16 protein-coding genes and 1 pseudogene are annotated in these 11984 nt (G+C 69.9%); 7 read left to right on the forward strand and 10 right to left on the reverse strand.

All coding sequences use genetic code 11. The features are described 5' to 3' along the window. Nucleotides 1–332 precede the first annotated feature (332 nt). The 3 genes from AMK26_RS03590 to AMK26_RS03605 form a co-directional block, all read right to left on the reverse strand. Nucleotides 333–917: a DinB family protein gene (locus AMK26_RS03590; protein ID WP_073751789.1), complete on the reverse strand. Its 585-nt coding sequence runs from the start codon at nt 915–917 to the stop codon at nt 333–335. Nucleotides 918–1060: 143 nt separating this feature from the next. Beyond that, nucleotides 1061–1822: a transcriptional regulator gene (locus AMK26_RS03595; protein WP_073751791.1), complete on the reverse strand. Its 762-nt coding sequence runs from the start codon at nt 1820–1822 to the stop codon at nt 1061–1063. Nucleotides 1823–2787: 965 nt separating this feature from the next. Next, nucleotides 2788–3138 carry a hypothetical protein gene (locus tag AMK26_RS03605; RefSeq protein ID WP_073751795.1) on the reverse strand — a complete coding sequence of 117 codons (351 nt, stop codon included), beginning with the start codon at nt 3136–3138 and terminating at the stop codon, nt 2788–2790. 21 nt (nt 3139–3159) lie between these two features. On the opposite strand from AMK26_RS03605, the pseudogene AMK26_RS37585 reads away from it, so the two are divergent. Next, nucleotides 3160–3458: pseudogene (locus AMK26_RS37585) on the forward strand (flavoprotein); the annotation flags it as partial. A gap of 108 nt (nt 3459–3566) precedes the next feature. On the opposite strand, the gene AMK26_RS03610 reads toward AMK26_RS37585, so the two are convergent. Continuing rightward, nucleotides 3567–3962 (reverse strand): DUF6188 family protein, encoded by a 396-nt coding sequence (locus AMK26_RS03610; RefSeq protein WP_073751797.1) that lies wholly within the window; start codon nt 3960–3962, stop codon nt 3567–3569. Nucleotides 3963–4115: 153 nt separating this feature from the next. Next, complete coding sequence (locus tag AMK26_RS03615; RefSeq protein ID WP_073751799.1) at nt 4116–4919, reverse strand: DUF1963 domain-containing protein; 804 nt, start codon at nt 4917–4919, stop codon at nt 4116–4118. A gap of 280 nt (nt 4920–5199) precedes the next feature. Here AMK26_RS03615 and AMK26_RS03620 point away from each other — a divergent pair, with 280 nt between their 5' ends. Further along, nucleotides 5200–5754, forward strand: coding sequence for a flavoprotein (locus tag AMK26_RS03620; RefSeq protein ID WP_073751801.1), 555 nt, complete (start codon nt 5200–5202; stop codon nt 5752–5754). On the opposite strand, the gene AMK26_RS03625 is transcribed toward AMK26_RS03620, so the two are convergent. Then, on the reverse strand, nt 5727–6548 hold the full coding sequence (locus AMK26_RS03625; RefSeq protein ID WP_073751803.1) for an SAM-dependent methyltransferase: 822 nt from the start codon (nt 6546–6548) through the stop codon (nt 5727–5729). The genes AMK26_RS03620 and AMK26_RS03625 overlap by 28 nt on opposite strands. A gap of 79 nt (nt 6549–6627) precedes the next feature. On the opposite strand from AMK26_RS03625, the gene AMK26_RS03630 reads away from it, so the two are divergent. Next, entirely contained in the window at nt 6628–7470 is an 843-nt protein-coding gene (locus AMK26_RS03630) for an SUKH-4 family immunity protein (RefSeq protein WP_241837784.1), read from the forward strand. Nucleotides 7471–7714: 244 nt separating this feature from the next. Here the strand turns inward: AMK26_RS03630 and AMK26_RS03635 are convergent, their stop codons facing one another. After that, nucleotides 7715–8125, reverse strand: a complete 411-nt coding sequence (locus AMK26_RS03635) for a VOC family protein (RefSeq protein WP_073751807.1) — start codon at nt 8123–8125, stop codon at nt 7715–7717. A 130-nt stretch (nt 8126–8255) separates the two neighbouring features. Beyond that, nucleotides 8256–8330: a 50S ribosomal protein bL37 gene (locus AMK26_RS38660; protein ID WP_373297613.1), complete on the reverse strand. Its 75-nt coding sequence runs from the start codon at nt 8328–8330 to the stop codon at nt 8256–8258. Nucleotides 8331–8501: 171 nt separating this feature from the next. Here AMK26_RS38660 and AMK26_RS37190 point away from each other — a divergent pair, with 171 nt between their 5' ends. The 4 genes from AMK26_RS37190 (at nt 8502) to AMK26_RS03650 (ending at nt 10608) form a co-directional block, all read left to right on the forward strand. Continuing rightward, entirely contained in the window at nt 8502–8678 is a 177-nt protein-coding gene (locus AMK26_RS37190) for a hypothetical protein (RefSeq protein ID WP_198943983.1), read from the forward strand. Nucleotides 8679–8719: 41 nt separating this feature from the next. Continuing rightward, complete coding sequence (locus AMK26_RS03640) at nt 8720–8953, forward strand: DUF2277 domain-containing protein (RefSeq protein WP_073751809.1); 234 nt, start codon at nt 8720–8722, stop codon at nt 8951–8953. A gap of 136 nt (nt 8954–9089) precedes the next feature. Further along, the gene (locus AMK26_RS03645) at nt 9090–9689 is read left to right on the forward strand and encodes a cysteine hydrolase family protein (protein ID WP_073751811.1); all 600 of its coding nucleotides are present in this window, start codon (nt 9090–9092) and stop codon (nt 9687–9689) included. Nucleotides 9690–9699: 10 nt separating this feature from the next. Continuing rightward, nucleotides 9700–10608 carry a GlxA family transcriptional regulator gene (locus tag AMK26_RS03650; RefSeq protein WP_073751813.1) on the forward strand — a complete coding sequence of 303 codons (909 nt, stop codon included), beginning with the start codon at nt 9700–9702 and terminating at the stop codon, nt 10606–10608. A gap of 68 nt (nt 10609–10676) precedes the next feature. On the opposite strand, the gene AMK26_RS03655 is transcribed toward AMK26_RS03650, so the two are convergent. After that, a complete protein-coding gene (locus tag AMK26_RS03655) occupies nt 10677–11285 on the reverse strand; it encodes a DedA family protein (RefSeq protein WP_073752998.1) in 609 nt (202 codons plus the stop codon). Between the two features lie 223 nt (nt 11286–11508). After that, entirely contained in the window at nt 11509–11958 is a 450-nt protein-coding gene (locus AMK26_RS03660; RefSeq protein ID WP_073751815.1) for a DoxX family protein, read from the reverse strand. Nucleotides 11959–11984: the final 26 nt, after the last annotated feature.

Genomic DNA, 11984 nt, shown 5'->3' on the forward strand with positions numbered 1-11984 from the left:
GTCGGGACGCCTCTTGAGCAGCCGGTCCATGTGACCATCAGCGCGATCCGGCTGGGCCCAGGGATCTCCACCACCATCCAAGTCCGGATCACGCGAGTGCCGGCCGTGGTGGGCTGAGGCGGGGAACTCCCGTCCCGTCCGCCATCGGGTCCCAGGAGAAGCCGAGCAGACCGCACCCGCTCCACGGTGTGGGGGTCGACGGCAGACGAAACGTAGGGCCAGCGGACATACGACCCGTGACAGCTCCAGTCCAAAGCCGCTCCACCGACCTGTGGCGGTAGGTTGCCGTGAGTTGATCAACGCCTCGACATCAAGTCACGTGGCACAGCCTTCTATGCCTTGACCGATGCGGCCGATCTGGCGGCCTGCTCGATCTTCGCGCAGTAGGCGTCGCGGGCTTCCTCATCGATCTGCATCTCGTGTTCGGGCCGCATCCCGGTTCGGCCATCGACGTCTTCGCGCAGGATGTCGGCGTGCCCGGCATGCCGGTTGGTCTCGCCGAGGACGTGGACCATGATGGCGAACAGGTTCGTGTTGGGATAAGGCTCCAGCCACCACGGCACGTGGCCGGGGGCGTCGAGGGGAAGCTCGTTGATCGTCGCGTCCGAGTGTTCCCACGTGCGCCGGTAGAACTCGATAATCTGATCGCGGTTCTCGTCCGCAGTCGCCCACAGATCGCTGCCGTTGTGATCCTGCCACCGAGGCAGCGGTTCCGGGGAAGAGCGGTCGAAGACCTCGCCGAAGTACCTGGCCTCGACGCTGGCCACGTGTTTGACCAGGCCGAGGAGGTTGGTCCCGGTCGCTGTCAATGGTCGGCGGGCGTCGTATTCGGACAAGCCGTCAAGCTTCCAGAGCAGCGCCTCGCGGTCCCGCCGCAGTCTCCCGTGCAGGGTGTCCTTGGCGAATTCATCGATCATGCGGCATGAGCCTGTCATGGACTACTCGCGGCCTCAAGATCCCGTACGTGGACCGCAACGACCGGAAGAGCCGAAGCCCGGTCATGGCCACTGTCCTGAGCTGCCGCAAGAAGCTCGCAGAACTTGCCACGTGAGACGACCTCTTAGGTGTCGCGCACCAGGTCCGCACCACGTGACGGGCTGATCGGCGTGGCCCTGCTCCAGAGCTCTTCCGCGTGCTCGGCGAACCTGTCGAACATCCCGCCCGCCCCTTGGCGGCGCAGATGGAGCAGCGGCGAGTCATGGCCCACGAGGCGAGCGAGGTGCGGCGTGACGAGGACATCCTCATCGAAGCGGAACACAGACAGCGACACGTGGTTCACAGCATCCTCGGCGCAGCTGATCCTGGTTTCCAGACCCGGGAGGGGCCCGAGGCGTTCGAGGTGCTCCAGAGTGATCCTGATCCGCGTGGACACGCTCAGGGCGACATTCTCGATGACCTCCCGCTGGCGCGTCACCTCACCCGCCGGGTCCCCGAGCATGAATCGCACCCGGCATCCCTCGTCGAGCTTGCGCCGCAGGGTCTCTCCGAAGGCCGGCTGCTCCAGCCACACGAAGTAGTTCGTGTACCCCGCCATGAAGATCTGCTCGCTGGCGCCATCGATCAGCTCGCTCCACACCGTCGACGGGCAGGCGGACCTGTACGGGTACGCGTGGACGACCTCGCGGTCGTGACCCGACTTCACACGGTCCTGCACGGCCTTCGGCCAGATCATCTCTTCGTCCACCCTCAATGCCTGACAGGCGTCGACACGGTTCTTTGCATGGGGTACCAGCTCAGCGTCGGCCAACCACCGCTCCACCGTCTTGGGCGTCACGCCAATACGCGCGGCGAGCTTGCGGGGACTCAGCTGTGCGTCCGCCATAGCGGATCGTAAAGCGAGGTTCAGGACTTCCCCCTACGACATTTGGGCCTTCTCGCACCGTAGCGGCATACCGCCCAACTGTCGCCGGACCAACTGGAGATACGTCCATAAGGGGCCTGCATCCTCACGCCCATGAGCCACCCGAAGACGTGGATGGAAGCCCCCATCGACCTGCCGCTCCCTCCAACACCACCTGTCCCCGTGGAGGGGTGCGAAACCTGCGCCACGTGCGCGACACAACGGCTCGCCGCCAGAGCGAAAGGCGACTACTCGCTGGCCACGGACGCGTCCGTGGAAATCCGCACCCACCCCCATGCCACCCGGGATGCCCTATGACAGATCTGAGCGTGCCCCAGTGGCGCGTCGGCCGCGCAGCCGCCGACGCCGCGAGCACCGCGCTGAAGGACGCCCTCGCGAGACTGGGCATCCACGAACGCCACTACCGCCCACATCCGCCCCGTTGTCTCCGGCACCGGAACGCCCTACGTCTACATCGGCCTCATGAACGCGGACACCGCACAACGACTCGCCGAGTCCCTGGAAGCGAGGCCACATGACCGCCGCGCTCCATGAGTGAACCTGCGGCCGTCAACGGCCGAGGCGCCGAGGACACTTGCGACGGCCGGACTCGGTACCAGCGCGGTAGAACTTTCCCTACTTCATCAAGGCCCGCGCACGGTGCGGGCGCGCGCCGCCTCGACGGCGCGGCCCGGCCACTGTCTTCGCCCGGCCTGGCTGCGCCAGGCGGCGCGCCGCGTGCTGCGGGCGAAGAGCGGGAAACCCGCTGGGGTTGGGGCGGTCGACTCCACGGCTTTAGGCAGCCACCATGGGGCGAGCCACTAAGCTCATGGCCACGGTCTCTCGTGGTGTGCCCACGCCCTGGCGAGCCGTGCCCGGCCCCACCAGCAGGCCGTCCGTCCGTTCAGGCACGAGGACAGAGTGGCGGGGTGGCAGGGCCTGAATGCTCACAGTTCTGTGAGCGCTGTGAGTGTCTCCTGCAGGCCGATCCGTGCCGCCATGCGGCTGAGGGAGTCAGGCGTCCGCCGAGCGGTGTGCAGGAGCCCGGTGATGGCCTCCCGCGTTCCGGGGAGGTACCGGGTCTGCTCCGGCGCGGCACGCCGCGCCTCGACAAGATGCCGCAGTGCCGTGTCGGCGTGGCCGGTCTCCATCTCCACCACAGCGCGATCGACGAGGAAGCGCGGACGCCTTGAGGTGAGCGTTGACGGGGGCAGCTTCTGCTTCCGTACCTGCTTCAGCGCCTCGTCGAACTGCTTTATGGTGATGGAGGCGCCCATCTCGTGGGGCGCGACGTTCATGTATCCGTATGGACAGCCGTGCCGGCGGGCTTCGACTCCATCAACGAGTGGGCACTCGGGCTGACGTCGAATTTTGTCGTGGGCGTGGTGGCGGAGGGCATCGGGAAGCGCATCCCCACCGTGATGATGCCGTGCGTGAGCGCGGCCTACGCCCAGCACGGCCCTCGGCCAGTCGGTGGAGACACTCCGGTCGACGGGTGTGACGGTTCTGTACGGCGAGGGCGGATCGGTGCGAACCAGCCGGCCAAGGGCGCCCGGAAGGGTACCCGTGGGCGCTGGTCCTGGAGGCTGTCGAGCGCTGTGCGGCAGGGCCTGCCTGAGGCAGGCCTCCAGACGGACGAAAGCGCCCCCTGCCCCGGCCCATAGGGGCGGATTCCAGCGGTCGCAACACTGGCGGAGTGCCGCAGTGGCGTCGGCTGCGGCGGTGGTCAGTGTTGCCAGTCGGTTTCGCCGCCCGGGCCTACCAGGACGGGATCGATTCCTGAGCCGGTGATGCTCCACAACTCGTAGTCGGAGTCTGGCTCGACGCTGAGCCGAGTGCCGTCATCGAAGGTGAGGGACAGCGCTCCCAGCCCGGTGACCTTGCTGTCGGTGACGGACCTGGCGAACAGGCCGAGGAGGGGCGCCAAGGACGGTCCAGTGGCCGGCGTCAGAAGGGCCTGGTGGCCCGAGGAGTCAGTGAAGGTGAACGGTGTCTCGATGACGAGCTCGCCATCGACGCGGATGCGGCCGTCTGGGGCGTGATCGGTGAAGCTTATCCGGACCTGGTGGTCGAAGGCCGTACGCGTGACACGGGTGCCGACCAGCTCCGCGGGTGCTTTCACCGCTCCCCCTGTCGTAGTTCTGCCGTGTTCGCTCGCACGGCAGCTCCAGGGTAGTTGAGGGCCTGCCCGAGCAGCCGGCAAGCGTACGGCCCCTGATCATGCGCGACCCCAGCCCGGGCACGCCACTGCCAAGCCGCCCACCGGCCTCAGCTGTCAGTGGCAGTCGAAGCGCCAGTCCCACGGGAGACCGGGGCACTGGCGGCAAAGGAAGAAGTAGACGCCGCCGCAGTCGCCCAGCTGTATGTCGCCGGTGATGGTCAGAAGGTGCTCCATGCGGTGTCCGCTCTCGCAGTTCGGCCAGTCGGCAGGCTGCGTCCAGGCGGGCCAGCCGCCGACCTTCGTCCCGATGACGTTGGAGTCGGGCGGCCACATGGAGCCGCCCGTCGGCGACCGGAGACGAGGTTCCCAGGTCTCCCACATCTCCTTGGGCAGATCAAGCCACCTCGGACAGTCCTCCGCGGTAGTCGGGGACAACGTGGAGGGTTCCGGCATGTGGTCCTCGTCGTACTCCCCCTCGCTCACCCCGGGGACCTCGGACAGCAGCCCTCCAGCCACGACCTCCGCCTCGTTGCGCCAGTACAGCCGCGGCATCACCGGGCCGGGATCCTGCTCATGTATCAGCGCGCACCACACCAGCTGCAGCAGGTCCTTCCCCTCCGGGAACTGCAACCCCGGCACATCGTGGGCGAACAGCTGGAGGATCGGCACCATCGGCACCGCGCCCGGGACGATTCGGGTGCGGCTGCGCCAGTCGGACCCGTACGTCCAGTGGTCTTCCTGCGCGCAGTACGGCCACGGCTCGTCCGCGGGCCACAGCAGCTGCCCTCCCAGCGAGCTCTCCCGCACACCAGGTTCACCGGGCTCCGGGTTGAGGAGGGTGGTTTCCCGGGCAAGGCCCGCGTACTCCGGTATCAGGGTGCGCAGATCCTTCGGCAGCTCGGGGGTGTCTCCGGGCATCGTGGCTCCTCAAGCGTACGAAGATCGACGGAATGCTGCGGGCACGTTAGTACGTGCCACCGACAACCCCCATACAGACTCATTCCACCGAAGGGTGCCTTTTCCATAGGTCTGCATGACCTCGACGGCGCTGCTCCTCGCGGATGCGGTCGGCGCTGAGGACCCGACTACGGCTGGAGGCCTTTGCCGTCAGGGTGCGATACCCGCATCGGCGGCGGGTGCCTCACGCCGCCTCAAGCCCTCGCCGAGTGGCTGTGGTTGGGTGTGATCGGATGGGGGCATGACGAGGACCTTGTATCTGTTCTGCTCAGCCGCGCCGCCCGTGTTCGATGTCGCCCGGGTGATCGAGGACGCTCAGAGCCGGGGCTGGGACGTGTGCCTCGGTCTGACGCCGACCGCTGCCCGGTGGCTGGAGCACAGTCTGGACGGTCTGGCGGCGCTCACGGGGCATCCTGTGCGGTTCGCGTACGACCTGCCCGGGCAACCGGATGTGTGGCCCGAGGCGGATGTCATTCTGTTCGCTCCGGCGACGTTCGGCTCGATGAACGAGTGGGCGTTGGGGCTGACGGCGAAGTTCGTCGTGAGCGTGGCGGCCCAGGGGGTCGGCAAGGGCATCCCCACCATGATGATGCCGTGCGTGAACGAGGCCCATCTGCGGCATCCGGCGTTCGGCACTTCGGTGGCGACGCTTGGGGCGGCCGGGGTGACGGTGCTGTACGGCGAGGGTGCGTACGTGGCGAACCCGCCGGGCCAGGAGCTGCCCGGCGGGTATCCGTGGGGCGTGGCGTTGAACGCCCTGGAGGGGGCCTACGGCTTGCGGCCCACGCCGCCGTAGGCGTCGACCGGGTCGGTGGGCTTCGGGGTGTCCGGGGCGGGGCGCCAGTCGGTGACCGGGACGATTCCGGGGGCGACGAGGTCGAGGCCGTAGAAGTAGCCGGCGATCTCCTCGACGCTGCGCACGTAGTACGGGACGGCGTCGCTCTTGTTGTAGGCCTCGGAGGCGGCGATCATGCCCTCGCTGGTGGCCGTACCGTCGCAGATCGTGAGGTAGCTGCCCGAGGGGAGGCCCGCCATGAGGTCGTTGATCAAGGACCGGGCCCGGTCGTGGTCGGCGACGTGGCCCAGGGTGTTGAGGATCATCAGGGCCACCGGCCGGGAGAGGTCCAGGGTGGCCGACGCGGCTTCCAGGATGGTGTCGGGGGCGTAGAGGTCCGCGTCGATGTACGCGGTGCGGCCCTCAGGGGTGCTGGTGAGGAGCGCACGGGCGTGGGCCAGGACCAGGGGGTCGTTGTCGACGTACACGATCCGGCTGTCCGGGGCGACGTGTTGGGCGACCTGGTGGGTGTTGTCGCCGGTCGGGAGGCCCGTGCCGATGTCGAGGAACTGGCGGACACCCGCTTCACCGGCCAGGTACCGGACCGCGCGGCCGAGGAAGTGGCGGCTCGTGCGGGCCACGTCGACGAGGCCGGGGAAGATCGCCTTGATCTGGTCGCCGAGCTCGCGGTCCACCTCGTAGTAGTCCTTGCCGCCCACGAAGTAGTTCCAGAAGCGGGCCGAGTGCGGCTTGCTGGTGTCGATCCGGGCGTGAATCTCCGCGGCGGAGAGGGGCGCGGGGTCGCGGTCCGGCACAAGAGCCTCCTGGGGCACGTGGGTCGTCGATGAGGCTCCAAACTAATCGAACAGCGGGGAGTCGGTGGGGGTTTGGGGCGTGCGGCCGCGTTGTCAGTGGTCGCGGGGGGCGGCGGTCGACGACCTCGGGGCGCTGCGCGGGCGGTTCGCCGATCTGGCGGGGGGGAGTGGGGCCGAGGTGGTCGCGGCCGCCTCCGAGCGGCTGCTCGCCGTGTTCGCCGAGGAGGGGGCGGGTTGGGTGGAGGAGGTCCCGGTGTTCTGGCGCATCGCCGCGCTGATACGGCCGATGGCGCTGATCGCCCGACCGGGCAGGGGACTGCGGCTCGATCTGCCGGTTGGGCTCCTGGAGGACGAGTTCGGGGCCGGGGAGATTGTGAGGCTGGACCCGGCGGACCTGCCCGCGGGCCTGGAACACGGGCCGACGCGGCGGTTCCTCGCCGAGGTCGGGCTGCCCAAGGACGGCTTGATGTTCTGGCTGGACGATCACGACACCCTGCTCAGTACGTTGAGGGAGGAGCGTGAACGCCTCGGCAGGGACTCGGAGTTGTGGCGCTTGTGGGTCGGTGACGAGTTGCCGGACGACGCCGACCGGCTGCTGGTCCTGGGTGGGCTGATGCACGACTTCGACGTCGTGCTCGACGGGCGCACCGGCGCGGTCCACCACCTCGAGTGCGGCGCCGACGCACTGACCCCGGTGAACGCCGACATCTCGACCCTCGCCTTCACGGTGTGGATGCACAGCCGCGAGCAGAAACTCAACAAGGAGCACGGCCTGACCAACGACTTCTACCACCAGCTCGCCAACACCATGATCGCCACCCTCGCCTCGGTCGACCCCGTCGCCTGCCTCCCCGCGGCCGGTCCGGACGACTACCGCTACTGGCCGGAGGTGTTTCACGACGAGGCGGGGGCTGTGCTGTGACCGGTCGCCCGAACCGGCAGTCGGATATCGGGCGGGGCGAGGGCGGGGTGGGGTGGTGGGGCGTGGTGCGGTGCGGTGCGGTGCGGTGCGGTGCGCGTCGGTGCGGGGCGGGTGGTCCGGGACGGGCGGTGAGTCCCGTCGGTGCGGGGTGGGCGGTCCGGGACGGGCGGTGAGTCCCGTCGGTGGGGGGGTGGGTGGTTCGGGACGGGCCGTGGGCGGCGGTGCCGGGTGCCGGGCCGAGGGGTCAGCGGAGCTGCTGGATGCGGACCAGGTTGCCCGCCGGATCGCGGAAGGCGCAGTCGCGGATACCGTACGGCTGCTCGGTCGGCTCCTGGACGACCTCGGCGTCGCCGGCCCGCAGCTTCTCGAAGGTGCCGTCGAGGTCCCGGGTGGCCAGCAGGATCCAGCCGTAGGTGCCCTTGGCCATCATCTCGAGGATGGTGCGGCGCTCGTCCTCGGTGACCCCGGGGTCCGCGGCCGGCGGCGCCAGCAGGATGGACGTGCCGGGCTGGCCGACGGGGCCGACCGTGATCCAGCGCATCGTGCCCTGTCCGACGTCGCTGCGGACCTCGAAGCCGAGGAAGTCACGGTAGAAGGCCAGGGAGGCGTCCGGGTCGACATGCGGGAGGAAGCTGGTGTGAATGGTGATGTCCATGACGACGATGCTAGGTGCGGTTCCGTGACCGGGCACGTCCCGATTCCTGGCCGATCCGGCCGCCTGTGCCGCCTGCGCCGCCCGATGCCGCCCGATACGGTCGCGGCGCGGCGGAGGGCCGGATCAGGTGTCAGGCGTTGGGACGCTTGCCGTGGTTGGCGCCCTTCTTCTTACGGGCGCGGCGCTTGTTTCCTCGCTTGGACATGGTGCGTACCTCCATCGCCAGTTTAGGTTCGGTCCGTACGTCGCGCATCGGGTGCCGAACCGCGCGTGCGACGGAGCGCACCTTCGTGGGACCGCCGTGCGCCCTGCCCTCCCGGGTCGGGGGAGAGCGACTCTGCCGTGGGGGAAGCCGGCGGAGGGACCAGGAGGCGACATGGCTCGTACGCAGTCCAAGTGCGGCGCGCGCACCAAGCACGGTGGGCGCTGTCAGCGGCTCGCGATGGTGGGGGCCTCGCGGTGCAACCTGCACCGCGGGGACTGGGCGACCTACACCATCGACCGGGAACGGGAACGGGAACGCGACCGGGAACGCAAGCGACGGAAGCGCTGATACCGGGGCTCGGGCGGGCCGCGGGGGCGCACACTGGAGCCATGTGCCGCAGTATCAAGACCCTCCGCCCGCCCGTACTCCCCACCGAGGCCACCGAGGAGGACATCCGCGCCGCAGCCCTGCAGTACGTACGCAAGGTGTCCGGGTTCCGGGCGCCCGCCGCGCACAACCGGGAGGTGTTCGAGCGGGCCGTGGACGAGGTCGCCGAGGCGACCCGGCGGCTGCTCGACGGCATCGAAGTGCGGGGCGCCGCCGCCAAGAGCGTCCGCCCGTAGGTGTTGAACTGGGTGGCGGCAGCAGGGCAGACACGGTTCGCCCGAGCACGGGATTCCCTCCTGCTGACCGGATCGGTCCGCTGCCGGACCCGATGCGGCCTGTTGCCGCCCACGCCCGGCGGCTCAGGCTTGGGACATGACCCGAGCACTGATCGTCATCGATGTCCAGGAGTCCTTCCGCGCCCGTCCGCTCTGGGCAACCACCTCCGACCCGAAGATCGCCGACCAGGTGAACCGACTGGTCCGGCTCTCCCGCCGAGCCGGGGACCTGGTGGTGTGGGTACTGCACTCCGAGCCCGGCACCGGCGATGTCTTCGACCCGGCCCTCGGCCATGTCCGGCTGATGGAGGAGCTGGAACCAGCGGATGGGGAGCCGTTGATCCACAAGACCTCGCACAACGCGTTCACCACCACCAACCTGCAACAGCTCCTCACCGAGCGCGGCGTCCGCGAACTCACCGTCTGCGGCATCCGCACCGAGCAGTGCGTGGAGACCACCATCCGCGTCGCCAGCGACCTCGGCTACCGGGTCACCTTTGCCGTCGACGCGACCGCGACCAATCCCATCCCGCACCGCGACGCTCCCGCCGACCAGAGCGTCGCCGAGCTGCTGGCCGACCCCCGCACGCTGCCTGCCGAAGAGGTCATCAGGCGCACCGAGTACGCCCTCGCCGGACGCTTCGCCACCATCGCGACGGTCGCTCAGCTGGAGGCCGCCGCGGGACTTCCGTCATGATGACCGAATCGTGACTCACATCGTCTTCTTCCTGGTGCCCGGAGTCCACTTGCTGGACCTGGCCGGCCCCGCGCAGGTCTTTTCCACGGCCGCCGACTTCGGGCACCCCTACACGCTCTCTTACGTCGCCGAGCAGCCACAGGTCTCCACCGCCCAGGGGCTGCCGCTGGTGGCCGGACTCGACTGGCCCGAGCTGCAGCCCGAGGATCTGATCGTGGTGCCCGGCTGGCGGGCAGTCACCCTGGCTGACGCCCCAGCCATCGGCGCCGCCTCGTTGCGGGTCCTCCGCGACCACCACGCCAGGGGCGGGACTGTGGCCAGCGTCTGCGCCGGAGCCGAGGCGCTCGGCCAGGCCGGCCTGCTCGACGGCCGCCACTGCACCACCCACCACGACGTGCAGGACGAGCTGGCCCTGCGCCACCCCAGGGCGGTGGTCGTCCGCGACGTACTGTTCACCGCCGACGACCGGGTGATCACCTCGGCCGGCATCGCCAGCGGCATCGATCTGGCCCTGCACCTGGTCGCGACCCGGCACGGCCCGGCCGTCGCCGCCCAGGTGGCCCGGGACATGGTCGTCTACGCTCGCCGCAACGGTCAGGAGCCGCAGTCCAGCGCGATGCTCCGGCACCGGTCCCACCTCGACGACACGGTGCACCGCGCCCAGGACCTCATCGACGCCCGCTTCGACCAATCGCTCCCGCTACCCACCCTGGCCTCGGCCGTCGGCGTGAGCGAACGCACCCTCACCCGCCTCTTCAGCCGCGCCACCGGGCTCACCCCACTGCGCTACCAGCAGACCCTCCGCCTCGAACGCGCCCAGCACTTCATCAGCCACGGCGCGACGATCGACGCTGCCGCCCGCTCAGTCGGTTTCCAGGATCCACGCATGCTGCGCCGCCTCCGCGCCCGCACGGCCTGACCGCGTCACGCCATCGAACGCCCCCGGGTACGCAACTGACTCCCGTGCCCACCTCCGTGGTGGAGCCGCTAAGAGGCCGCTGACGGGGACGCTGACGGGGACGGGGCCGGGGCCGGCGGGCGGCGTATGACGTAGGCGGCGAGGGCGCCCGCCAGGAACAGCGCGAGCACCGATACCGCGACGCCCGTCCACGTCGCGCCCAGCCACTGCCCGCCGAAGTAGCCGAGGCCCACGCTGTACGACGCCCAGACCACACCCGCCAGGGCGGACCAGGGCAGGAACTGGCTGGCCTTGCGGCGCGCCGCGCCCGCGCCCAGCGAGACCACCGAGCGCCCGGCCGGGGCGAACCGCGCGATGACGACGAGGACGCCGCCGCCCCGCGCCAGAGCGGCGCCGAGACGTTCCTGCGCGCTGGTCAGCCGGCGCGACCGGGCGATCGCCCGGTGCAGGCGGGACCGCCCGCGCCACGCGAGGCGGTACGCGACGAGGTCGCCCAGCAGGGAGGCGGTGGCCGCGCACAGCGTCAGCGCGAGGAGCGAGCCACTCCCCGTCGCGGCGACCGTCGCGGCGGTGATCACCAGGATGCCGCTCGGCAGGACCGGCAGGAACACGTCCAGCAGGACGGATACGGCGACGGCCGTATAGATCCATGGGCCGGCGGCCACGCTTTCGAGCACCTTCACTCCCCGGTCCCGTGAAGCCGGTCCCGTGAGGCGGGCGGCGCGGCTGGACAGGCGGAAAGCGTACGCCGGAAGGCGGGTCGGCGATCACCCGGGCGGGGGACCGAGGGGAACTGTGCGAGGCCGGTGCCCCACGCCTGGGTGCGGGAGGGTGCGGAAGGGTGCGTACAGCGTCGGAAGGGTGCGCTGCGGCTGCGTAAGCGCGGCGTACCCGCCGCGCTTACGCGGCGACCGGCTCGCGCTCGCGGTCGTCCGCCCGCGAGGACGAGAAGAGGCCGTCCAGGGCGAGCGCGCCCGGGCCCGTGAAGACCAGCAGGAGCAGCGCCCAGCAGAACATGGCCGACGCCTCGCCGCCGTTCTCCATCGGGAACAGGGCCATCGGCTGGTGGACCTTGAAGTACGCGTACGCCATCGAGCCCGAGGCGATGAACGCCGCGGTACGGGTGCCGAGGCCCAGCAGCACCAGTCCGCCGCCGACGAGCTGGATGACGGCCGCGTACCAGCCGGGCCAGGTGCCGGCCGGGACGGTGCCGCCGGAGCCGCCCGCGCCGCCCAGGACGCCGAAGAGCGAGGCGGCGCCATGGCACAGGAACAGCAGGCCGACGACTATCCGGAACAGGCCGAGCGCGTAAGGGCGGGACTGATCGAGGCGCGTGGTGAGGTTGGGCATGGGGGGTCCTTCGGTTGGGGACGGAA

Origin of the sequence: Streptomyces sp. CB03234 (genome assembly GCF_001905885.1) — a bacterium.
Lineage (GTDB): Bacteria > Actinomycetota > Actinomycetes > Streptomycetales > Streptomycetaceae > Streptomyces.